Here is a 22,822-nt window from a genome sequence, read left to right as displayed (position 1 = left end):
CTTATTTTAACCAGTGAGAAAGATCTTTATTTAATAATTCTCCCAGCTGTATTATCTCTTCCTTGTACACCTCTTTTAAATATTTTTTTTCATCCTCAGAAATATTAATCTTTTCTAAATTTCTTTTAACAATGACCTGTTTTAATTCTTTTAGTTGATTTAATTTTTTCTCAGGAATAATATTTCTAACTGAAGGTGGTATAACTAATTTTGAAGAAACTTTATGGAAAACTCTATTTTTTGGTTTACCTGATTCATTGTGTTTTTTAGCTAAGTCAAATTGTTTTCTATCAACCTCTAAATAATCTGTTAACTCATTTAAAACTTTCTGATTATCCTTTCTAAAATCATCGTATATAATAACCTTTGTATCTGGAAAAGCATCAATAAACGGTTTTATTTGTTTGGCATAGAACCCTTGTTCTTTGTAACGCCAAAACCATTCCCAATTTTCATTGGTTCTCTCTTTCTCTAAGGCTATTCCTTTTAGAAAAGTTTCTTTTTCTCTATCGTCCCTCAACAAATGCATATAGTTAGAAAAAGCTCTCAAAATAGGGTTTCTAAGAATTATTATTATCCTTGGATAATTCTGCCCTGCTTCACCATAATATTTCTTAATGTTTGCTATTGTTTTGTCATAGTGAAATAAATAATCAGGTGAAGCGTCTCCCTTAATCTGATTTTTTTTTGCTTTATTAAATAATGATATATATTGATTTACGTCTTTAACTATTGTCTTATTAACATGATTATCCTTAGGGCCTTTGAAATCAGCGTTCATCTCAGAAAAAAAACGACATTCTTTCCGTTCTGGAATAAATATTTGTTCATGTTCTGACAAGTATTTGGCGATGGCTGTTGTACCAGACTTTGCCGCACCCACAATTAAAAATTCTGGTAATATGTTATTTTTCATTTTTTCTTCCTAAAATTTTTATTGTAGAAATTCCTGTGGTTTTGTAAGCTAACACAACCTTAATAATATTTTCAGATCCAACCGTTATTGCAGTGGCAACTGCTGCGCCAATAATTCCGTAATTAATTATTAACACATAGTTTAAGATAATATTTATAAAAACAAATGACAGTGATAATTTAGCATGTATTTTTTCATATCCACACATAATTAATATAAACCCAGCACAACCTGTGCCTATATTAAAAAATTGACCAATACTTAAAACTACAAGAAGAGGATAAGCTTCTACAAAAGGCTCTCCCCATATCGACAATATACTCTTGCCAAAAATAACAAAAAAGAGAAAGAATACAGTACCAATAACTAAAAGTCCTAATGTAATTTTTTGAACCATTTTGTTCATTTCTGAAATCTCACCATTAGCAAACATTGAAGCTAATTTTGGTGATAATGCAGAATTAGTAACCAATAAAAAAAAACTTGTAACTAAAGCAATCTGTGTAGCTACCGAATACAAACCTGCTTGGTAAGAATCCGTTAACCAACCAACCATTAATATATCTGTATTAGCAGCAATAATCCCAGAGCCATTCACTAATAAAAATGGTACAGCTGCAATAATTAGTTTTAAAATTTTATTTCCTTTATCCCCTTTGAATTTAAAAATACTTTTCCAATACACAAAAGAGCAAATACTTACAAAAAAATAAGATCCTGCATACATATAAGTCACTTTAATTAAAGTAATTTCAATATTTAACAAATAAGAAAAAATCAATAGTAAACTGACTAAAAAAGCACTTAACGTTTCATTTAACAAATTACTTTGCCATACCTTATTAAAACCTAAAATTAATGAAGAAATAAGCCTTGTAAACGACTGAGGTAACATTCCTACAAGCATTATTTGTAAAGGCTCACTAAGCTCTGATTCATTAAATACAACACGTGATATATCAGCTGCATAATATATTATTATCAAAGCAATGACAGTAGAACTTATGAAGTTCAGTAAAAATGAAGTATATGATAACTCACTAATTCTATTCCAATTTTTATTATAATTAGCTATCGATATCTCTTTAATTAATAAGTGTGGAATACCTAATAAAGAAAGCATTAATAAAACAGCTATAATCTTAAGAGAAATATTAATTATACCCAATCCCTCAGGACCAAGAAATCTCCCTAAAAAAGCACTATTAAAAAATAAAAAACCAACACCAAAAATTTTAAGAATAAGAGATATTCCCGACTTCTTAATTACATCTTTTAAATTCGCATCAAGTAAATTATCAATTTTATTAGTTATTTTCATAAATAACTTTCTCATATAATTAGATTGTTTTTCAATTGTTCAATGCTTTTGTAAGCTTATAATATTTTATGATTTGATTTTATCCTAAATTCTAATATAGAATTAAAATTTAACCCCATACTTACACCTAATATTCATATTAACAAAAAAATATTTATACGATTTTTTAAAGGTTAAAATTACTTTGAGAACCTATAAATTTTGTTTTTAGATTTAAAAAAACATTATTTATTGTCCTTTAGGTATATAATTGCTTTTTTTAAACTCTCCTTCCAATTCGGAATTTTAAGATCTAATAGTTTACTTATACTTTCAGTATGTAATACACTATACTTAGGTCGTACAGCGGGAGTTGGGTAATCTTTCGTTTCAATTTTATTGAGTGTAATAGAGCTATCACTTAGTTTAAAAATTTCTTTAGCAAAATCATACCAACTTACCACACCTTTATTACTGTAATGATAGACACCATAGCTTGTATTTTTAGACTCAATAAGTCTTAGAATTATATCTGCTAAATCTCTTGCGTAAGTTGGACTTCCTACTTGGTCACCTACAACACCTATTTCATTACGCTCTTTAGATAACCTCAACATGGTTTTTAAAAAATTATTACCATATTCTGAGTACAACCACGATGTTCTAATTATAAAATAGTTTTCCAATACATTAGAAATGGCTTGTTCTCCTGCTAATTTCGTTTTACCATACACACCTAAGGGATTCGTAATATCATCTTCTAAATACGGTACTGTTGCTTTACCATCAAACACAAAATCTGTAGAGACATGAATTAAAGTGACATTAAATTTCTTACACGATTCTGCTAATAGCTTTGCTCCTATATGATTTACCTTATCTGCTAACTCTATTGCTTCTTCGGCCTTATCTACAGCTGTATAAGCGGCACAATTAATACAATAGTCAAACGTATGGTCTTTAAGTGCTTCTTCGATATTGGCTGTGCTTGTAATATCTAAATCAGATGACGATTTAAAAACAAATTGAATATTGGGATGTTTAACAGCCAAACTTTGAAAGCATTGTCCTAATTGACCGTCTTTCGCAGTCACAAGTACATCTATCATAATTTAGCGTCTTTTAAAGTCGGTAATATGAGGTCTTTTTCTGAAAGTATAAAATCTGAACTCGGCAGTTGCCAATTGATGTTTAAATCTTTATCATTATATATGATGCCAGCTTCTGATGCTTTATGATAGTAATTATCACATTTGTAGCTAAAAATGGTTTCATCTTCTAAAACAATAAAACCATGTCCAAAACCTCTTGGTACAAATAATTGGGTTTTATTGTTTTCTGAAAGCTCTATAGAAATATGTTCCCCAAACGTTTTAGAACCTTCTCTGAGATCTACCGCAATATCTAATACAGCACCTTTAACAACTCTTACTAACTTGGCTTGCGCATACTCGCCTAATTGATAATGCAGGCCTCTAAGCACTCCTTTTGAAGATTTTGACTCATTATCTTGAACAAAATTAATATCTAAACCTAGCGCCTTATTAAAGGCTTTTTGGTTGTAATTTTCAACAAAATAACCACGTTTATCGGAAAACACTTGAGGTTCTATTATAAAACACCCTTTTAATTTGGTTTCTTTTACAATCATTTTATTCTGAGACTAAACTTAATAAGTGTTTTCCATAACCGCTTTTTGTTAATGGTTTCACCACTTTTATAAATTGGTTTTTATCAATATAACCCATGCTATATGCAGCTTCTTCTATCGACCCTATCTTTAAGCCTTGACGTTCTTCTATAACTTGTACAAATTGAGATGCTTGCATTAAAGATTTAAAGGTACCTGTATCTAGCCACGCTGTACCTTTATCTAATACACTAACTTTTAATTTTCCTTGGGTTAAATAGGTTTTATTAACGTCTGTTATCTCTAATTCTCCACGTTTACTAGGCTTTATATTTTTAGCGATATCTACAACTGAGTTATCATAAAAATAAATACCTGGAACCGCATAATTTGATTTTGGTTTTTTAGGCTTCTCTTCAATAGAAACAGCTATGTCATTTTCATCAAACTCTACAACTCCGTATCGTTCGGGATCGTGCACATGATAAGCGTAAATAATACCTCCATCTGGATTATTATTTTGTTGCAATAAATCTGCTAAACCCGTACCATAAAAAATATTATCACCAAGAATTAATGCCACCTTATCGTCTCCAATAAATTCTTCTCCAATAATAAAGGCTTCTGCTAATCCGTTTGGTGACTCTTGAACGGCATACTCAAAATTACAACCATAGGACTTTCCATCTCCTAACAGCTTTTTAAATAAAGGTAAATCTTGAGGTGTAGAAATAATTAAAATATCCTTTATACCAGACCACATCAAAGTAGAAATAGGATAATAAATCATGGGTTTATCATAAATAGGCATTAACTGCTTACTTACCGCCAAAGTTAATGGATGCAATCTTGTACCAGATCCTCCTGCTAAAATTATTCCTTTCATCCTCAGTGTATTTTTGAAAAATTACCATTCAGTTTAAAAACTGAGTACTAATTCTATTCGTTTTTATATTTATTTAAGTACCACTCAATGGTTTTAACGATTCCTGTTTCAAAATTTTCATCAGCTTGCCAACCTAATTCTGTTTCAATTTTAGAGGCATCAATAGCATACCTAAAATCATGTCCTGGCCTGTCCTTTACAAAGGTAATTTGTTCCGAATAGGCTTTGTTTTTGGGTTTTAAATCGTCTAAAATATCACAAATTTTATGTGCTATATATAAGTTATCACGTTCATTTTTCCCACCAATATTATAGGTTTCTCCAGCTTTACCATTCTGAAACGCCATATCTATTCCTTTACAATGATCTTCTACATACAACCAATCTCTAATATTCTTTCCATCACCATAGATTGGAATAGGTTCGCTATTCAAGGCTTTTCTAATAATAGTTGGTATAAGCTTTTCATCGTGTTGTTTTGGACCATAATTATTACTGCAGTTGGTGGTTACAACATTCATTCCATAAGTATGAAAATAGCTTCTTACAATAAAATCAGACGATGCTTTTGAGGCGCTATACGGACTATTAGGCGCATAAGGAGTATCCTCTGTAAACAAACCTGTTTCACCTAAAGTACCATAAACCTCATCTGTAGAAATATGATGAAATCTGTTAGTTTCGCATGCCTTTTTAAATGAAAAAGGAGCATCCATCCAATGGTTTTTGGCTATATTTAATAAATTAAAAGTGCCATAAACATTAGTATTAATAAAGGCATCTGGATGTTTTATAGAATTATCTACATGAGATTCTGCTGCAAAATGAATAACATCAGTAAATTGGTGTTTAATAAAAAGATCGTTTACAAGCGTTGTATCGCAAATATCTCCTTTAATAAACTCGTAATTACTATTTCCTTCTAGTTTTTCTAAATTAGAAAGCTCACCTGCATAAGTGAGCTTATCTAAATTAACAACTTTAATGTTTTTATAACGTTCTAAAAAATAGACTATAAAATTAGATCCTATAAAGCCCGCTCCACCTGTTATTAAAACTGTTTTATTCATAGTCTTTAATATATTTGAATGCTTTTAATACTAAAAACCATAGGATAAAAAGAACTAAAGCTATCGCAGGAAATAAAAGACGATAACTGTACTCAAAACTCTTATCTTTTTTTCCTAATTTATCAAAAGGTGCTAGGATATCAAAAAATGTATTTTCCTCTGCTATTGTTCGGTTTAATTCATTTAATTTATGTCGTATCCCTTGCTCTCTTAAAAATAGCTCATATTCTTTAGTCGCTCTTTTCTCTTCTTGAAGCGGAAGCATACTACTTGTTCCAAAAACTAGATTTCTATTTTTAGACTCCTCTCTTATCGCTGCCAAATATGTTTTTTGAATGCTATCTAAACGTGATAATTCTGTTGTTAAAGACAAACGGTCTATATAGGCCATTGTGTCTCTTACATGCTTTTGATACTTTGAAAATTCATTCTCAAAAGTCTTTCTAAACCCTTCTTGTAGCCTTGGAAAAATAGAGATATCATTCGATTTTGCTTTTATAGCAAACACTCTTCCTGACATAAAATCTCTTTTATCTATGTAATCTTGATAAGTAAGTTCATCTACAAGAGAAGTATCAATAGACTTAATATACTCATCATATTCAATAAATAAATCATTTTGTGACTCAGGACCAGCTTCTAAATCAAAACCTATTAATTCTTTAGCGCTTAAAGTGTCTATTTCAAAAATCCTAGACAATTCTTTTACGTTTTTAGAACTAATTAATGCATTAAAATAATTGATATTATTAGATAATTGATATTTAGATTCAAAGTATGGTTTTACCAACATCTCTGAATAATAAATAGGATCATTAGACTTTTCATAAATGTAACCTAATGTTACCGATATTATCAATACAACTACAACCACTTTAAAATGTACTATAAGAGGCTTTATTGTATAGATAATAGCAGAAAGAATACCCTTAAATATGCTACCAATAAAATTAAATAATTTTTGAAACAAACCTCCTATAGCGCTAAACAATTGCCCTAAATCTATCTCTTCATTATTGTTTTGTTGTGGTAATTTTTCACTCATTGGTTATGAATTAAATATTTGTTCTAGTATTTTTTTTGTAATCACGTAAGTTGGTTTTACACCAGAAGTTCCTAACCCTCCAGAGGCTAAAGTGCCACCAGTTTCTAATGGATTATCACTAGCGTAATAAGCGTATCTTACCTTTACATCTTCATTAATGCTTCCTCTTACTCTAGAAGCTGCTTGTATTGCTTTTTGGTAATGTGCGCCTTCCATCTCTAAACCAATAACATTCCATGTTGATTTTTTAAAGAATTTTAAAATCTCTTTATTCTGAAGTGAAGTTCCCAAAACTGTAACCATTGTGCCTTCATAAACAGAAACGCCACAATCTGATAAATCATCCTTACTCAACTCATTTTTAAAGGGATAATTATCTGCTGTACCTTCAAAAATATGTGCATTAGGAATCATAACATCACCTTTACCTCCTTCTAAAATGCCCGCTTTTCCCATTATAGAAATAGACTTCACATCTAAATGTACATTTTTATCATCAACTTTTATAGGCTTTAAAAACTCATCTAAAGTTTCGTAAGCTTGCTCTCCAAAAGCATAATCCATTACAAATATTACAGCTTTATTATCCTTTACCTCTTCTAAGTATTTAAATTCTGATTTAGAAAAATCAATTTTATCCGTATCAAAAATTTGAACATCTATGTTGGTTCCAGACGTGTCTTTTATATAGATCATGCCGTTCTGCAACGCAGATTTTTCTACTTTATTGCGTAATGCAGAATTTTTAGAATCACTTAAAGCTTCATAAGTTTGAAAAATGTCTTTTTTAGCATCAGCTCCCTTAAGTGCTCCTTTAGCAAATAAGGAATTCATTACACTGTGCATATTAGCACTAATGATATGAATTGGGCGCTCTAACAAACCGTTTTTATGTAACGTAGCTTTAATCGTATCTGCCCAAATTTCTCCATGAATATGGTGCCCTAAACGCTCTCTTAAAACAGGACTAAAGGTTATTGTACGCTTATTGTTATTAATGGTTTCTTCTATTGCCAATTTACCCAACCAATATACAATTTGTAATAAACGTTCTGGTTGATTTTCAGTAGCAAATTTTGGATACGCTTCTGTTAATTCATTAAACGTTCTACCTAATATATTAGCGGTATGTGTAATGGCAATTTCGCGTTCTTTTTGGGTTAGTTTCTTAGTAGAGTTAACAGCATTTTCTAGTTTTTGCCAGTCTCTAACTGTAGAACCATCTTCATCGATAATAACGCGTTTACTGATTTTATGAGACTCTACAAATAAAAACGTAAGATGCGTTAAAATATCATAAATCTCAGAGCGACCTCTCGTGATTTCGATATTCATTTGCTCATTGTCTATACGATAGCAATTACGCCTTCTTTTAGGTGGAATTATAGCTTTAAAATGCGAATTAGCATAACCTTCATCACTAGTAAGATTGATAAACGTACACTCTTCAATACCTTGTGGTAAGCGGTCTACAACATAAAGCAACCCCTCTAATTCTGCTTTTTCATCTCCAATAGAACCATATATTTCTGGACGCAAAAGCAATAACGCTTCTCGTAATGTTTCTCCAGAAACACCCATAGGTTTATAAAATCCTCTATTAAAAAGGTGACGCATTGTAATATACATGCGTTCTATAGCGCTAGAACTTTCTTGTGCTCTAGTTCTTTCGTGTTTTTTCTTAGTTGTACTCATACTCTATTTTAACCTGCAAATATAGCGTTATTTCGCTAAATTTAGTTGATACATCATGTCTGCTATCTTTCTATCGTTAGAAAGTCTAGGGATTTTATTTTGCCCTCCTAATTTCCCAATGGATTTCATATACGTCTGAAATCCGTTAGTCACAATTTTAGTGATTTTTAAGGGTCTAAGTACCTTTCCTTCAATTAAATCTAAATAATAACTGTTTTGTTGTTGTAAAGACTGCTCTAAAGCTATAATAAAATCTTGTAAATTTTCTGGTTCATTTTCAAACTCAATTAACCATTCGTGATATGGTAAGCCTTCCTCTGGATTTATTTGAGGTGCAACCGTAAACTCATTTACAGATATTGATGTATTTGCTGTAGCTTCTTTTAAAGCTTGCTCTACTTCCTTACCAATAACATGCTCTCCAAATGCTGAAATAAAATGTTTTATGCGTCCACTTACAATCACGCGATAGGGTTTTAATGATGTAAACTCTACAGTGTCTCCAATATTGTATGCCCAAAGTCCTGCTGTAGTAGAAATAATCATTACATAATTTACATTTAACTTTACTTCTCCAATGGTGATCCGTTTAGGATTATCTTCAAAAAAATGTTCTGCTTCAACAAACTCATAAAATATACCTGAATTTAACTGAAGTAACATACCTCGTTCATTTTGTTTATCTTGAAAAGCGAAAAAACCTTCACTTGCGGGATACAATTCTATACTATCTACTTTTCTTCCTATTAAGTTTTCAAATTTTGCGCGATAAGGCTCATAATTGACACCTCCAAAAATGAAAAGATTAAAGTTTTTAAAGAGATCTCCAACATTTTTACCTGACTTTTCAATCAGTTTTTCAAAATACATTTGTACCCAAGACGGAATTCCCGAAATGATACTCATATCTTCATTTATGGTCTCATCTACAATAGCTTCAACTTTAGTTTCCCAATCATCAATACAATTCGTTTCTAAACTTGGCATTCTATTTTTTTGAAGATATTTAGGTACATAATGCGCTACAATCCCTGATAATCTCCCCAGTTTTATACCATTCTTTTCTTCTAAAATAGGACTGCCTTGAAGAAAAATCATTTTGCCATCTACAAATTTAGAATGTCCTGTTTCATAGATATACATTAAAATCGCATTTCTAGCGGCTTCAACATGCGTTGGCATACTATCTTTTGTAATTGGAATATATTTAGCTCCAGAGGTTGTTCCTGAGGTTTTAGCAAAGTAAATAGGTTTACCCTTCCACAGAACATCTTCTTCACCACCAACAACACGTTCTACATAAGGCTTTAATTCTTCATAATCTCTAATAGGAACATTAGCTTGAAAATCTTCATAAGTAGCTATAGCACTAAAATTATGGTCTTTTCCAAAAGCCGTTTGCTTGGCTTGAGCAATTAAGTTTTGAAAAACGTTTTGTTGCGTTTCAATAGGCTTAGAAGACCATTTTTTAATTCGCTTTGCGACGTATTTAGCAAAGGGTTTTGAAAGCGCAGCTTTTAATGATGCCATTATTCGAAATTAATAAAGTTAGTTGGGTTTACGGGGTAACCTTTACTCCAAAGTTCAAAATGAAGGTGTGGTCCTGTGGTTAATTCACCTGCATTACCAGACATGGCAATAACTTCTCCAGATTTTACAATATCTCCTTGAGCTTTTGTAATTGCTGAGTTGTGCTTATAAACAGAGATTAACTCTCTATTATGTTCTATAATGACCACATAGCCCGTTTCTACCGTCCATTCTGCAAAAATAACAGTACCATCTGCTGTTGCTTTTACTGGAGTATTAACTGCAACAACAACATCTACCGCATAATGTTTTTCTTCTAAATTATAGCCTTCTGAAATGGTACCGTTTACTGGTGGAAACAACACATAATTAGACTGATCTCCAGAAACTTCAAACAAATTATACTTATCTTCTTTAGCAACTTTTTCTCTTAACAACGAATCTTCCCTATTTGTAGGTACTTGTAAAATATCAAGATCATTTTTAGCTGCTTCTATAACTGAATCTCTATTAAATTCTAAAGTAGCAACATCTCCTGTGAGTACTTTTCTTATAGAGGCATAATAGCGTTTGTTTAACTCTAATTCTTGTACCAAAGAATCGGTTTTATAATTTAACATGGTTGCTTTCTTTTTTAGCTTAGCTGAGGAATATCCTGGAATATATTCTCTTAAAGGTGTGAATGCAATTAATAAAACCGTAAAAAATACGAGTGATATAGCAGAAAGCGATGTTAAAATAAAAACGTTGAGACGTGTTAGCTTTATAGCAAAACGCTCCTCAAAAGTATCTTCATTTAGTATGACCAAACGATACTTGTGAAGTAACTTTTTAGTGAATTTCTTTTCCTTTTTTTTATTCTTTGCCATTAAAACAAAATTAGTTAAAATACTTAAATAGCGCCATGATAAAATATTAAAGTTAGCTGAGCTTATTATAACATAATAATAACAATAATAAAACACTCATTTGCCTTTATTACAAGCTCAAAGTTAAAATAGAATGAACAACGCTATAATTAAACTATAATTACTAACTTTGCGGTCTAAATTATAAGTTATGAGTTTAAGCATTATACCTTTAATGATTGGATGGCCTCAAGTAATTCTAATTGCTGTAGTTGTTTTATTACTATTTGGTGGTAAAAAGATTCCTGAACTAATGAAAGGTTTAGGTAGTGGTTTAAAAGAATTTAAAAAAGCAAACAAAGACGAGTCTGCTGACGATAAAGAATAGAGACCTCAAAACAAGAAACATAAAAAAAAGCCAACTTTAAAAAGTTGGCTTTTTTGTTACTTAATAGTGATTGATTTAATCATAGCTTCTAGCTCAAAAATATAGTCTCGTTTTGGTAATGACGGTGCATATACATAGCCATCTGCAACTAAATAACGATTGTTTATTTTATCTTCAATAGCATAGGTAATAAAAGGTCCTGCCATTGTAAAACCTTTCATTTCCCACATACCTCTTACTTCGTAAGCGGGTTTATTATCAATAATAGTTTTGAACATTGAAGGAGCGTAAGCATCTTCTACAGCCATATAAATACCATCTTCTCCTGGTATTTTAGTTTTTGTAATGTTATCACGCATTTTTATAATATCTATAATTGTGCTATCTCCTTTAGAAATCGTTTCCATAGGCACTTCATAAACCATTAAATCTATAGTTTTGGTATTACTAAGACTTTTTCTAATCCAAAAGAAATCATCGTCTGCTTTACCAATTTTATATGCTGAAGGCATATCTATAGTTATTCCAAACTTATTTTCCATGTCTTTATCTTCCAATAATGACAAGTTAATTCTCCTTAGCTTCTCTTTTACTTCTTCTTTATTAAATGCATCAATTATTTTAGCTTTATTTTCCTTTAATTGCGCAATAATATCATTATCTGTTCTACCTGCAACAACAGCAACAGTTTGTGATTTAGCATAGGCATTATTCACAATTTTAGTTGTTGCTTCAACATCGCCTTTTTCAATTTTAAGTACAATTCTACTTCGTGCTGCGAAACCATCAAATACCTGAGTTGGAATTTGTTTCATGTTAAACATTGGTTCCTCTGTAGGCAAACCATTTAAGGGTGCAGCAAAAATATGTCTTATGCTTTCCCCTACTTTATCTTCCCATAAGATATTATCTACAACAACCGAAATTGTGTTTAAATTCCCATTAGAAGCGGGTAAGTACAATTGTTTATCATCTTTTTTTGAATCTCCACACGCTAATAGCAACGCACAAAAGAACACGGTATAAAACGCTCTCATAAGCTTAAGTTTTTGTTGGTTTTTATTTAGACACAACGAGTGTCATTCCTATCTTGAGTTTATTACCACTAATATCGTTCCAATCTTTAATATTTTGAACAGAAACTCCTGAAAATTTTTGTGCAATGGTCCAAAGTGAATCTCCAGACTTTACTTTGTAAGTTTGTTTTCCTGCTGTATTAACAACTTTTTTTACAGGCTTTGAACTGCTTGAAGCACCATGATTTCTAGGATAAATAGTTAATCGTTGCCCTATTTTAAGGTTATTACTTCTTAGACCATTCCATTGTTTTAATTGGCTAACTCTAACGCCATATTTTCTTGCAATTTTACCTAGATAATCTCCATTTTGAACACGATATCTAATTTTAGTGTCATCACTAACAATTTTTGGTAATGGTTTTTCACGCTGATTAAATTCGGCATTAGCAAAAGCGTAGATTTTATCTTCATTAGTGACAAAAGTCCCTATTGCTTCTCTAGGCAATCTTAAAGCATATGTCTTCCCTTTAACTTTAGGGATTATATCTAATTTATAAGCTGGGTTTAAAAACTGTAATTCTTCAATTTTAATTCCTGTAGCTTCAGAAACATGATTTAAAGAAATCATTTGTTTCACGTGTACTGTATCGGTTTGAATTAACTGAAATGCAGGACGTTCAGGCTTAAAACCATGTTCTTTTGCATATTCAAAAATATACATTGTTGCTAAAAACGCTGGTACATAACCTGCCGTTTCTCTTGGTAAATTCTGACGGATATTCCAATAATTTTTAGATCCTCCAGAACGTCTAATGGCTTTATTTACATTTCCGGGTCCCGAATTATATGCGGCTAAAGCCAAATCCCAATCGTTAAAAATACGATACACTCTATTTAAATATTCTGCAGCTGCTTTTGTAGATTTTATAGGATCACTACGATCATCTACATAACTGCTTACATTTAAATCATGCTCCTTTCCGGTACCATACATAAACTGCCAAATACCTGTTGCTCCAACTCGTGAACGTGCTCTTGGTTTTAAAGCTGATTCTACAATCGCCAAATACTTCATCTCTAAAGGTATATTTTGATTGTCAAATTCTTGCTCAAACATTGGAAAATAAAAATGACTTAAACCCATTAAACGTTCCAAAGAATTACGTCTATGCTTAAGATAACTTTTAATCACACTTTCTAATGATGGATTGTATTCTACATTAAAAGGTGTTCGCGCATTAAGCCGCTCTAATCTTGCTTTTAAAGTATCTGTAGAAAGTTCAGGATAATAAACAGGCTCATACTCTAACTCTGTAACCGATTTATATATGGTATCAAAAAGAGAGTTATTATACAGTTCATCTAACCATTTTTTATCGAGTTCTGCAACCTGAGGTAAATCTTTAAGATTTTTAACTCCTAATGTATCAACTTCTACGTCAATCTTTTTTTTAGAAGCGAAAAGCTTACCATCTATAACCGAATCTTTATTTGAAACAATGTCAGACGACTTTTTTGAAATACTATCAGTTTTAGTTTGGGAATATCCACTACAAACAGACAAGCATAAACAAGCTAATAAAAACGTTTTGAATGTCATGTGTTTATATCTTATGTTTTTGAATGGTTAGACACTGTTCATATTCTATCTGTGTTCTAACTGATAAAATTTTGAACAAGCTCGTTTCAATATACATTGAAAATTAATTCGTAAAAGCTCAGCGTATTATAAACGCTGGAACTGCTAAAAATAGTGTTTTTTTACTACTAATCTAATATAGCAGCTATTCCAGGTAAGGTTTTACCTTCAAGGCTTTCTAGCATTGCTCCTCCACCTGTACTAACATAGCTAACTTTATTTTCGAAACCAAACTGTTTTACAGCAGCTACAGAATCACCTCCTCCAACTAAAGAAAACGCTCCATTTTTAGTTGCATTTGCTATGGAGTTTCCAAGTTCTATTGTACCATTAGCAAAACTTTGTAATTCAAAAACACCTAAAGGACCATTCCAAAGAATCGTTTTACATTGGTTTACAACGGCATCAAAATTTTCTATAGATTTTGGACCAGCATCTAAACCTTGCCATCCATCAGGAATAGCTTTTACATCACAAATTTGTGTGTTTGCAGTATCACTAAATGCATCTGCAGCAACGACGTCTACTGGTAAGTGAATTTTTACACCTTTAGCTTCGGCTTGCTTTAAAATATCTAAGGCTAATTCCATTTTATCATCTTCACAAATGGAATCTCCAATTTTTCCACCTTGTGCTTTAATAAAAGTAAACGTCATTCCACCACCAATGATTAAATGATCTACTTTATCTAAGATGTTCTCTATAACTGTAATTTTTGAAGATACTTTTGCACCTCCAAGAACTGCTAAAACAGGTTTTTCACCATCTTCTAAAACTTTTTTAATACTCTCTATTTCTTGAGCCAAAAGACTTCCAAAACATTTATTTTCTGGAAAAAACTCAGCGACAATTGTTGTAGAAGCATGTGCTCTGTGTGCTGTACCAAACGCATCATTTACATAAATATCACCTAATCTAGATAATTGTTCTGCAAAATCTCTATTACCTTCTTTCTCTTCTTCGTGAAAACGTAAATTTTCAAGTAATAATATTTCACCTGGTTCTAAAGCTTTTGCTTTTTCTTCTGCTTCTGCGCCAACACAGTTGCTAGCAAATTTTACTTCAACCCCTAATACATCTTCAATTTTTGGAATAATGTGCTTTAGAGAAAACTCTTCTTGAACACCTTTTGGACGCCCTAAATGCGACATTAAAACACAACTTCCGCCATCTTCTAAAATTTTAATAATTGTAGGCTTTGCAGATACAATTCTAGTAGCATCTGTTACTTCGAAATCATCATTTAATGGCACATTAAAATCTACTCTGATTAATGCTTTTTTATTTTGAAAATTAAAATCGTTTAGTGTCTTCATTTTATAAATTTTGAAACACAAATATAAAGATTAGAAACATAATTTTTTTATATAGTTTTGCTTTATGTTATTTTCAGAAGTTTTAGGTCAAAAACACATAAAAAATCACCTTACTACAAGTGTTGATGCTGGTAGGATTGCACACGCGCAATTATTTGTTGGTCCAGAGGGTTCTGGCACGTTACCAATGGCTTTAGCTTATGCACAGTATATACTATGTAGTAACAAGAACGGTGAAAATACAGGAGGAAACGACTCTTGTAATTTAAAATTTAAGAATTATTCGCATCCCGATTTACATTTTGCTTTTCCTGTAACAACTAGTGATAAAGTAAAAAGCAAACCGGTTTCTAAATATTATCTCGAAGAATGGAGACAACTTTTAGAACAGCAACCTTATGGAAACCTCTTTGATTGGTACAAACTTTTAGGCGTAGACAATAAACAAGGACAAATTGGTGTTGACGAAGCTTTAGAGATTGTAAAATCCTTAAAACTAAAGTCTTATGAAGGTGGATACAAGGTTATGGTGATTTGGATGGCTGAAAGAATGCACACATCTAGTGCTAATAAATTATTAAAATTAATTGAAGAGCCACCAGAAAAAACAATCTTTATTCTCATTGCTGAAGACGAAGAACAGATCATTAACACCATTAGATCGCGTTGTCAGATTTTACATTTTCCTCCTTTAGCAGAAGAAGCTATTTCTGAAGCTTTAATTAAAAACTATCATATTGAACAGTCAGTTGCAACTAAAATTGCACATCAAGCCAATGGTAACTATAACAAGGCTTGTGATTTAATATATCAAGATAGTGAAGATATTCAGTTTGAAAAATGGTTTGTACTCTGGGTACGTTCTGCTTTTAAAGCTAGAGGAAATAAGGCAGCTATTCACGATTTAATTTCATGGTCCGAAGAAATTGCCAAAACAGGACGCGAAACGCAAAAGAAGTTTTTAAGCTTTTGCTTAAACTATTTTAGACAAGCTTTATTACTAAATTATAAAGCTAACGAATTAGTGTATTTAGAGCCAAAATCAGACAACTTTAAACTTGAAAATTTTGCTCCTTTTGTTCACGATTCAAATATTTTAGAAATTTCAGACGAATTACAAGATGCCATTTACCATATTGAGCGTAACGGAAACTCTAAAATTGTGCTTACCGATTTATCTATTAAATTAACACGTTTGCTACATAAAAAAAGCCAAGCGTCTTAGGCTTGGCTTTTAAAAAAAATACTTTTTTTATTTTTATTTAACCTCTTCAGCTGTTTCTGTTGCTTCTTTTTTAGAATCTTTAGTATTATAGGCAGCATTAATTGCTGTAGTTACCGCTTCAGAAATATCATTAGACGCACTTCCGTACATAACGCTTCCAGCTTCATTTTTACCTAAAATGTATGTATAACCATTCTTTTTACCATAATCACTAACAAACGTATTTACTTTAGAAATTACAGAATCCATTTCTACACTAAACATTTGTTGCATTTGTTGCTGCTCGTATTGAAATTGTTGTTGTAAACCTTGTTGTTTTTGAGTTAGACTTTGGTACATCTCTTGTCTTGCTTTTGCAGATAAGGTTTGCTCTTTTGCTTGAAACGCTTGAGCTTCGGCCTGAAATGCTTTACCAATACTATCCATTCTCGCTTTAAAAGCTTCGTCTTTAAGTTTGAATTTATCTTCAATATCAATTTTCATTTGATATTCATTAATAACTTTACCGTTATCTATGAATGCAATTTTTTGTTGTTCTTGACAAGATGCAAATGCAACTAAAACTGTTAAGCCTAAAATTAACTTCTTCATTTTATTTTATTGTTTAATTGTTTGTGAAAGCATCAAACTTTCATTTTTCTACTTTAATTTAATTTTTGCAAATGTATAAAAGTTAGTTAGTGATTTCCTCTATTTTTTATGTATTGATGTTTTCTATAGAAATTTCTTCTTGTTATTTTAAAAATCAATTAAAAACGAAGCTAAATAAAGCGTTTTAAGCACACTTTAAAATTTTACAATATAATTACACATTTATAGCTACGATACAAAAACAGCGTTGCTTATATTAAGAATTAGCGTTCTTTAAGACATAAATGTGCGAAGAATACTCTTTTGATCGATTTGCTTTACGATTTGATTGCCATCCAATCCAAAATGCTTTGATTGGGTTCATAACACCAGATTTATATTTTTCTGAAAGTAGACATACATAATAGGCATCAAATTTCATTGGCAACAGATTCACCAATTCCATATGTTCTTTACTAAATAATTTTGAAATCGAATTTTTAGAAAAATGCCAAAGGTGTCTTGGCACATCATATGCTGCCCAAAAGTTTTTATAATACTCCGCATCGTAACTTTTATAATTAGGAACAGCAATGACCAAAGTACCATTTGGTTTTAAAAGTGATTTTAACAATGCCGTATGCATTTCTAAATTTGGCAAATGTTCTAAAACATGCCAAAGTGTAATAACATCAAAACTCTGAGGTTTCAATTTTAATAATTCTTCTGTACTAAAAACAGAATTGTTGGTTTTAGAATTTGCAATTTGCCGCGCACTATCGTTGGGTTCAATTCCCGTAACCTTCCAATTATTATTTAAAGCCGTTTGCAAAAAATCTCCTGTTCCGCATCCAATATCTAAAAGTACTTTAGTTTCGGATTGAAACGAATTGATTAATTTCAATTTTCGTTTTAAAGAAATTTCTCTCACTTTATGATAAGCAAATTCTAATAGATTTCGCTTCGTATCTGTATGCGAAATATAGTCTTCACTTTTATAATATTCGGATAATTTTTCACCTTCTGGCTGTGGATATGTTTCTAGCATATCGAGCTCCTTATTATATAATAATTGGAACTCTTGTTGGGAAACAGAATGGTCTTTTAGAGTAAGATATGTTCTTGTTGTTTTGGGCACGAATTTAAGAATATGATATAATAATTAGTGTATTGTTCTTGGTGTAATTATGTCAGATAATTTTTCAAAAGTAGTACTTAATAACTTTTTTTTCCATTGATGTACTTCAGTTTGTTTGATATGAAAGGTATGTTCACCTATTAAACCAACTATAATTAAAGCGAAATTTTTCTGTCCTTGTTTTTCTAACCTTACTTCTAGGTCATTAATATTAACAGTCATTAATTGCCTTTTAAAAAGTCTTAGATATTTTATTGTGACAATGTCATTATCAATTACCATACTATATATGTAAATATAAGGTCGCCTAAAACCAGCTATTAAATTTAAAGCTAGTAATACAAAAACGACACCAATATAAAACAACAATATAGTTACTTGATTTGATGCATTACCTGAAATAAAAATTGAAAGAACAAAAGCAACAAACATCCAACCAAAAATACTAAGAAAGGAATTCACCAAATAATTAGTAAAACTATAGGGTTCTATATCAACAATGTTTTCAGTATTAAGATCTGCCATTAACCTTATCTAATTTTACACCCTTAAAACCCCTTCAAGAGAACAATGGTTTTATCACTATTTTTCGGATTTCTAATAACAAACAATTTGTCATAAATCCATTTTTTATATTCAGTTAGTTCAATTTTGAATATTTAAATTACCCCTCAAAGATTAGTCTCGAAACAAAATAATTCATGTTTCGCAACTAACGAGCGAAGCACCAAGTGGGCGTTTTATACAATTGTTTCACGTGGAACATTACAATATTCATTGTGAGATTTCAATTTTCTTACGAATTAACGTCCTAAATAAACCAACAAAACAGAAATATCATTTGGATTTACTCCACTAATTCGAGACGCTTGAGAAATAGTTACAGGTTGTATTTTCTCTAATTTTTGTCGCGCTTCTATGCTCATTGATTTTAGTTTTGAATAATCAAAACCTACAGGAATTTTTAAGTTCTCTAGTCTATTTAATTTATCGGCGTTATTCTTTTCCTTTTCAATATAGCCCGCATATTTAACTTGAATTTCAGTCTGCTCAATAATCTCTGTATCTAAATCATTATTCTGAATATAGTTTTCTACAGACTCAAATTTACGAACATCATCTATAGTAATATTTGGTCTAGCATACAACTTAAACATCTTATCTTGTTGTTTAACAGCTGCTGAATTTTTAGATTCTAAAACAGGATTTGCCTCTTCTGGAGTAACACTAGTATCTCTAAAAAACTGAACAAAGGCTTCAGATTTAGATTGCTTTTCTTCCATACGTTTTAAACGTTTTTCTGAAGCTAAACCTAAAGCATAACCTTTAGGTGTTAATCTAAAATCTGCATTATCTTGCCTTAATAATGTTCTATACTCTGCACGTGACGTAAACATCCTATAAGGCTCTTCTGTACCTTTAGTGATTAAATCATCTATTAAAACACCTATATAAGCTTCGTCACGTTGCAATGTAAACGCTTCCTTTTCTTGTACTTTTAAACTTGCATTAATACCAGCCATCAAACCTTGAGACGCTGCTTCTTCATAACCTGTAGTACCATTAATTTGTCCAGCAAAATACAAGCCCTCTACTAACTTAGTTTCTAAAGTATGTTTTAATTGTGTTGGTGGAAAATAATCGTATTCTATAGCATAACCTGGTCTAAAGAACTTTACATTTTCAAAACCAACCACAGAACGCAAAGCTTTAAATTGTACATCTTCTGGCAAGGACGTTGAGAAACCATTAATATAATATTCACAAGTATTCCAACCTTCAGGTTCTACAAATAATTGATGCCTATCTTTATCTGCAAATCGATTAATCTTATCTTCAATAGATGGACAATATCTTGGTCCAACACTTTTAATTCGTCCATTAAACATTGGTGAGCGATCAAACCCTTCGCGTAATAAATCATGAACCAATTCACTGGTATAAGACATATGACAAGAACGCTGATGAGTTAGTGGTTTTGTAACATCTAAATATGAAAACTTTTGCGGATCTTCATCTCCAGGTTGTTCTATCATTTTAGAAAAATCTAAAGAACGTCCATCGACTCTTGGAGGTGTTCCTGTTTTCATTCGGCCAGATTCAAAACCTAAATTAACGAGTTGTTCTGTAATTCCGGTTGCTGCTCTTTCACCTGCTCTACCTCCACCAAAGTTTTTATCTCCAATATGAATTAGTCCATTTAAAAATGTCCCATTAGTAAGCACTACGGATTTCGCTTTTACTTCGACACCAAGCGATGTTTTTACACCTACAACTTTATGGTTTTCTACTAATAAGCCAGAAACCATTTCTTGATAAAAATCGAGGTTTTCAGTTCCCTCTAAGAGCATTCTCCAATCTTCAGCAAAACGCATTCTATCGGATTGCACTCTTGGACTCCACATTGCAGGTCCTTTAGATTTATTAAGCATCTTAAATTGAATTGCAGATGTATCTGATACAATTCCGCTATAACCTCCAAGTGCATCAATTTCTCTTACAATTTGTCCTTTTGCAATACCTCCCATTGCAGGATTGCAAGACATCTGTGCAATATTTTGAAGGTTCATGGTAATCAATAATGTTTTGCTTCCCATATTTGCAGCAGCTGCTGCAGCTTCACTTCCTGCGTGACCTGCACCAACAACTATAACATCATACTCTTCATTAAACATATTGAAATCTATTTTTGTTCCACGTGGAACATTATACTATTAAATTTTTTGCGGCTGCAAATATACAATGAAAACACAAGTCTACTTTCGTTTGGCTAAGTAGTAATCTTCTTTTGAACGCATAAGCTTTTCATCAGCTTCAGATTTATCCTTATAACCACAATAATGCAAAACGCCATGAATCATAACACGAGCCATTTCTTCTTTAAGAGAAACTTTAAAATCTAAAGCATTTTCCTTGACTCTGTCTACTGATATATAAATTTCGCCATGTAGTTCTTTTCCCACGGAATAATCAAAACTAATAACGTCAGTTAAAGTGTCGTGATTTAGAAAATCTACATTCAATTTATGCAAATAATCATCAGAACAAAAAATATAATTAATATCTCCTTCTCTACAATTTTCTTCTAAAATGGTGTCTGAAATCCATTTAGAATAACTGGCTTCATCGTTTATGAGAAACTCGGTTTCGTAATTAAAACTAATCATTTATAATGCTTTATTAATTATATTAAACGATTTGTTACGCTTATCATAAGCGATATATCGAAAATTATCTTGTGTAAATACAGTAGAAGTATGCTTCAACTTTTTGTTATCATTTAAAGGTTTGATGTAGGTCTTTTTGTTTAAATTAGGGTATACACTTTCATCATTTTCATCTTCTACAATCTTACCTGCAAGATCTAAAGTAATTTCAAAAAAAGAATTCTCTTGTGCTACAAAAAAATAATCCAATGGTTCAGAAGGTCCAAAACTAGGAATAGAGTTCCGCATTTGTTGTTGATTAATCATTTGAAAATGCTGCATCTGTTGCATGTGCCATTGGTGATGCCACCACCAATTATAGTGGTAATTGTATAGGTTTTTATTTACAAAATCGAACCTTACCTTTAATTTACCATTCTTAGTGCTATTTATAGTAACTGTAGGTTCATTAAACTTCTTAGAAGCATTTTTAACAAAGTCTTTAATACCTTTAAATCCTTGTCCGTGTCTTGTCGGTTTAACTTCTAAAATATTTACAGATGAATTATAAACATCATTAAGACCAAAAACATTTAATTGACCTTCTTCTTTACCGATTTTAAGTTGGTATAATTTATCGTTATTTATATAAGATGTACTTTTCTTTATTTTACTATCCTTGGTTTTACCACCAAAGGTTTTAAATTGAGCACTAACTTCATTGCCTTGATTAAGGGGAATCTGAAGAGCATTAGTTATTGCTTCTTTAATATTTTCTTCAGTAATAATAACTTTATCACCATCGCTATAAGCTCTAAAAGCACTTATAGAGCCGTTAGAAACAAATTCATCGTTATTTATAGCCTCAACACTATTTTCTGAAAGCGACGCTAAGAATTCAGCAGAAGAAGCGTCAGAACTCACTGTAATAGTCTGTAATGTATTTGCATCTTTAGCCTCTATAATTCTTACACTTTTCTTATCAGAAAATACAATTAAGTTTTTATCCTTTTTTCTAATTAATGCTTTAAAATCTTCCGTTGCTATATTATCAGATTTAACATAATTACCTAAAATTAAATCGACATCAATAATATTTATAAATTCAGAACTACCTACTTTAGATTGCGTGAGTAATGACAATTTATCTTTGGCATTGTGAAAAGATAGGATTACAGGCTGTTTATCAAATGAAAAGGTTTTTAGTTTAACAATATGATTGTCTTTAAACAGATAAGGAATAACATCATAGTCTTTGGTATCTCCATTTTTAGCTATAATTAAATGAAAACTATCATTACCAACTGTATTACCTGAAAACGTACTTTCTACTTTATACTTTTCATCAATTTCAATTTTATTTACAGGATCATAGCTGGGATGATTAGCAAAAGAACAAACCGAAATAAAAAACGCCATTAATATTTTCATGTCTAAACGATGTTAGAATTATTACTTTGT

The 22,822-nt window shown here is 31.2% G+C and carries 21 protein-coding genes; 2 read left to right on the top strand and 19 right to left on the bottom strand.

What is annotated here, in order from left to right:
• Position 1: 1 nt before the first annotated feature.
• From KO504_RS09855 to KO504_RS09810, 10 genes are all read right to left on the bottom strand, one after another.
• Entirely contained in the window at positions 2–916 is a 915-nt protein-coding gene (locus KO504_RS09855; protein WP_215926424.1) for a sulfotransferase family protein, read from the bottom strand.
• Positions 906–2,252, bottom strand: coding sequence for a flippase (locus tag KO504_RS09850; RefSeq protein ID WP_215926422.1), 1,347 nt, complete (start codon positions 2,250–2,252; stop codon positions 906–908). The genes KO504_RS09855 and KO504_RS09850 overlap by 11 nt, the downstream gene beginning before the upstream one ends.
• 209 nt (positions 2,253–2,461) lie before the next feature.
• The gene (gene rfbD / locus KO504_RS09845) at positions 2,462–3,325 is read right to left on the bottom strand and encodes a dTDP-4-dehydrorhamnose reductase (RefSeq protein ID WP_215926420.1); all 864 of its coding nucleotides are present in this window, start codon (positions 3,323–3,325) and stop codon (positions 2,462–2,464) included.
• Positions 3,322–3,867, bottom strand: coding sequence for a dTDP-4-dehydrorhamnose 3,5-epimerase (rfbC, locus tag KO504_RS09840; protein WP_215926418.1), 546 nt, complete (start codon positions 3,865–3,867; stop codon positions 3,322–3,324). The genes rfbD and rfbC overlap by 4 nt, the downstream gene beginning before the upstream one ends.
• A gap of 1 nt (position 3,868) precedes the next feature.
• Positions 3,869–4,732, bottom strand: coding sequence for a glucose-1-phosphate thymidylyltransferase RfbA (gene rfbA / locus KO504_RS09835; RefSeq protein ID WP_215926416.1), 864 nt, complete (start codon positions 4,730–4,732; stop codon positions 3,869–3,871).
• A gap of 53 nt (positions 4,733–4,785) precedes the next feature.
• Complete coding sequence (rfbB, locus tag KO504_RS09830) at positions 4,786–5,802, bottom strand: dTDP-glucose 4,6-dehydratase (RefSeq protein ID WP_215926414.1); 1,017 nt, start codon at positions 5,800–5,802, stop codon at positions 4,786–4,788.
• Positions 5,795–6,847, bottom strand: a complete 1,053-nt coding sequence (locus KO504_RS09825; RefSeq protein ID WP_215926412.1) for a hypothetical protein — start codon at positions 6,845–6,847, stop codon at positions 5,795–5,797. Before KO504_RS09825 ends, rfbB begins: the two co-directional genes overlap by 8 nt.
• A gap of 3 nt (positions 6,848–6,850) precedes the next feature.
• Positions 6,851–8,542 (bottom strand): DUF6909 family protein, encoded by a 1,692-nt coding sequence (locus KO504_RS09820; protein WP_215926410.1) that lies wholly within the window; start codon positions 8,540–8,542, stop codon positions 6,851–6,853.
• A 27-nt stretch (positions 8,543–8,569) separates the two neighbouring features.
• Positions 8,570–10,072 carry a GH3 auxin-responsive promoter family protein gene (locus tag KO504_RS09815; RefSeq protein WP_215926408.1) on the bottom strand — a complete coding sequence of 501 codons (1,503 nt, stop codon included), beginning with the start codon at positions 10,070–10,072 and terminating at the stop codon, positions 8,570–8,572.
• A complete protein-coding gene (locus tag KO504_RS09810) occupies positions 10,072–10,941 on the bottom strand; it encodes a M23 family metallopeptidase (protein ID WP_215926406.1) in 870 nt (289 codons plus the stop codon). The genes KO504_RS09815 and KO504_RS09810 overlap by 1 nt, the downstream gene beginning before the upstream one ends.
• A 190-nt stretch (positions 10,942–11,131) precedes the next feature.
• On the opposite strand from KO504_RS09810, the gene KO504_RS09805 reads away from it, so the two are divergent.
• Positions 11,132–11,308, top strand: coding sequence for a twin-arginine translocase TatA/TatE family subunit (locus tag KO504_RS09805; RefSeq protein ID WP_215926404.1), 177 nt, complete (start codon positions 11,132–11,134; stop codon positions 11,306–11,308).
• Between the two features lie 56 nt (positions 11,309–11,364).
• Here KO504_RS09805 and KO504_RS09800 read toward each other — a convergent pair whose 3' ends face one another.
• From KO504_RS09800 to KO504_RS09790, 3 genes are all read right to left on the bottom strand, one after another.
• Positions 11,365–12,345 (bottom strand): DUF4837 family protein, encoded by a 981-nt coding sequence (locus tag KO504_RS09800; RefSeq protein WP_215926402.1) that lies wholly within the window; start codon positions 12,343–12,345, stop codon positions 11,365–11,367.
• A 22-nt stretch (positions 12,346–12,367) separates the two neighbouring features.
• Positions 12,368–13,927 (bottom strand): LysM peptidoglycan-binding domain-containing protein, encoded by a 1,560-nt coding sequence (locus tag KO504_RS09795; protein WP_215926400.1) that lies wholly within the window; start codon positions 13,925–13,927, stop codon positions 12,368–12,370.
• A 167-nt stretch (positions 13,928–14,094) separates the two neighbouring features.
• Positions 14,095–15,282 (bottom strand): phosphoglycerate kinase, encoded by a 1,188-nt coding sequence (locus KO504_RS09790; protein WP_215926398.1) that lies wholly within the window; start codon positions 15,280–15,282, stop codon positions 14,095–14,097.
• A gap of 64 nt (positions 15,283–15,346) precedes the next feature.
• Between KO504_RS09790 and KO504_RS09785 the strand changes: the two genes are divergently transcribed.
• A complete protein-coding gene (locus KO504_RS09785) occupies positions 15,347–16,507 on the top strand; it encodes an ATP-binding protein (protein ID WP_215926396.1) in 1,161 nt (386 codons plus the stop codon).
• A 33-nt stretch (positions 16,508–16,540) separates the two neighbouring features.
• On the opposite strand, the gene KO504_RS09780 is transcribed toward KO504_RS09785, so the two are convergent.
• From KO504_RS09780 to KO504_RS09755, 6 genes are all read right to left on the bottom strand, one after another.
• On the bottom strand, positions 16,541–17,098 hold the full coding sequence (locus KO504_RS09780; RefSeq protein ID WP_215926394.1) for an OmpH family outer membrane protein: 558 nt from the start codon (positions 17,096–17,098) through the stop codon (positions 16,541–16,543).
• A gap of 256 nt (positions 17,099–17,354) precedes the next feature.
• Positions 17,355–18,215, bottom strand: a complete 861-nt coding sequence (locus tag KO504_RS09775; RefSeq protein WP_215926392.1) for a class I SAM-dependent methyltransferase — start codon at positions 18,213–18,215, stop codon at positions 17,355–17,357.
• Positions 18,216–18,239: 24 nt separating this feature from the next.
• On the bottom strand, positions 18,240–18,740 hold the full coding sequence (locus KO504_RS09770; RefSeq protein ID WP_215926390.1) for a hypothetical protein: 501 nt from the start codon (positions 18,738–18,740) through the stop codon (positions 18,240–18,242).
• A gap of 278 nt (positions 18,741–19,018) precedes the next feature.
• The gene (gene mnmG / locus KO504_RS09765; RefSeq protein ID WP_215926388.1) at positions 19,019–20,890 is read right to left on the bottom strand and encodes a tRNA uridine-5-carboxymethylaminomethyl(34) synthesis enzyme MnmG; all 1,872 of its coding nucleotides are present in this window, start codon (positions 20,888–20,890) and stop codon (positions 19,019–19,021) included.
• Positions 20,891–20,971: 81 nt separating this feature from the next.
• Entirely contained in the window at positions 20,972–21,382 is a 411-nt protein-coding gene (gene ybeY, locus KO504_RS09760; RefSeq protein WP_215926386.1) for an rRNA maturation RNase YbeY, read from the bottom strand.
• Positions 21,383–22,792: a hypothetical protein gene (locus tag KO504_RS09755; protein ID WP_215926384.1), complete on the bottom strand. Its 1,410-nt coding sequence runs from the start codon at positions 22,790–22,792 to the stop codon at positions 21,383–21,385.
• Positions 22,793–22,822 lie beyond the last annotated feature (30 nt).

The organism is Winogradskyella psychrotolerans, assembly GCF_018860565.1.
GTDB lineage: Bacteria > Bacteroidota > Bacteroidia > Flavobacteriales > Flavobacteriaceae > Winogradskyella > Winogradskyella damuponensis.
This window is presented reverse-complemented; position numbering and strand designations above follow the sequence as displayed.

Excerpts from the sequence above, each read along its gene's own strand:
- KO504_RS09855 (WP_215926424.1), bottom strand. The coding sequence starts at position 916 with ATGAAAAATAACATATTACCAGAATTTTTAATTGTGGGTGCGGCAAAG.
- KO504_RS09850 (WP_215926422.1), bottom strand. The coding sequence starts at position 2,252 with ATGAGAAAGTTATTTATGAAAATAACTAATAAAATTGATAATTTACTT.
- rfbD (WP_215926420.1), bottom strand. The coding sequence starts at position 3,325 with ATGATAGATGTACTTGTGACTGCGAAAGACGGTCAATTAGGACAATGC.
- rfbC (WP_215926418.1), bottom strand. The coding sequence starts at position 3,867 with ATGATTGTAAAAGAAACCAAATTAAAAGGGTGTTTTATAATAGAACCT.
- rfbA (WP_215926416.1), bottom strand. The coding sequence starts at position 4,732 with ATGAAAGGAATAATTTTAGCAGGAGGATCTGGTACAAGATTGCATCCA.
- rfbB (WP_215926414.1), bottom strand. The coding sequence starts at position 5,802 with ATGAATAAAACAGTTTTAATAACAGGTGGAGCGGGCTTTATAGGATCT.
- KO504_RS09825 (WP_215926412.1), bottom strand. The coding sequence starts at position 6,847 with ATGAGTGAAAAATTACCACAACAAAACAATAATGAAGAGATAGATTTA.
- KO504_RS09820 (WP_215926410.1), bottom strand. The coding sequence starts at position 8,542 with ATGAGTACAACTAAGAAAAAACACGAAAGAACTAGAGCACAAGAAAGT.
- KO504_RS09815 (WP_215926408.1), bottom strand. The coding sequence starts at position 10,072 with ATGGCATCATTAAAAGCTGCGCTTTCAAAACCCTTTGCTAAATACGTC.
- KO504_RS09810 (WP_215926406.1), bottom strand. The coding sequence starts at position 10,941 with ATGGCAAAGAATAAAAAAAAGGAAAAGAAATTCACTAAAAAGTTACTT.
- KO504_RS09805 (WP_215926404.1), top strand. The coding sequence starts at position 11,132 with ATGAGTTTAAGCATTATACCTTTAATGATTGGATGGCCTCAAGTAATT.
- KO504_RS09800 (WP_215926402.1), bottom strand. The coding sequence starts at position 12,345 with ATGAGAGCGTTTTATACCGTGTTCTTTTGTGCGTTGCTATTAGCGTGT.
- KO504_RS09795 (WP_215926400.1), bottom strand. The coding sequence starts at position 13,927 with ATGACATTCAAAACGTTTTTATTAGCTTGTTTATGCTTGTCTGTTTGT.
- KO504_RS09790 (WP_215926398.1), bottom strand. The coding sequence starts at position 15,282 with ATGAAGACACTAAACGATTTTAATTTTCAAAATAAAAAAGCATTAATC.
- KO504_RS09785 (WP_215926396.1), top strand. The coding sequence starts at position 15,347 with ATGTTATTTTCAGAAGTTTTAGGTCAAAAACACATAAAAAATCACCTT.
- KO504_RS09780 (WP_215926394.1), bottom strand. The coding sequence starts at position 17,098 with ATGAAGAAGTTAATTTTAGGCTTAACAGTTTTAGTTGCATTTGCATCT.
- KO504_RS09770 (WP_215926390.1), bottom strand. The coding sequence starts at position 18,740 with ATGGCAGATCTTAATACTGAAAACATTGTTGATATAGAACCCTATAGT.
- mnmG (WP_215926388.1), bottom strand. The coding sequence starts at position 20,890 with ATGTTTAATGAAGAGTATGATGTTATAGTTGTTGGTGCAGGTCACGCA.
- ybeY (WP_215926386.1), bottom strand. The coding sequence starts at position 21,382 with ATGATTAGTTTTAATTACGAAACCGAGTTTCTCATAAACGATGAAGCC.
- KO504_RS09755 (WP_215926384.1), bottom strand. The coding sequence starts at position 22,792 with ATGAAAATATTAATGGCGTTTTTTATTTCGGTTTGTTCTTTTGCTAAT.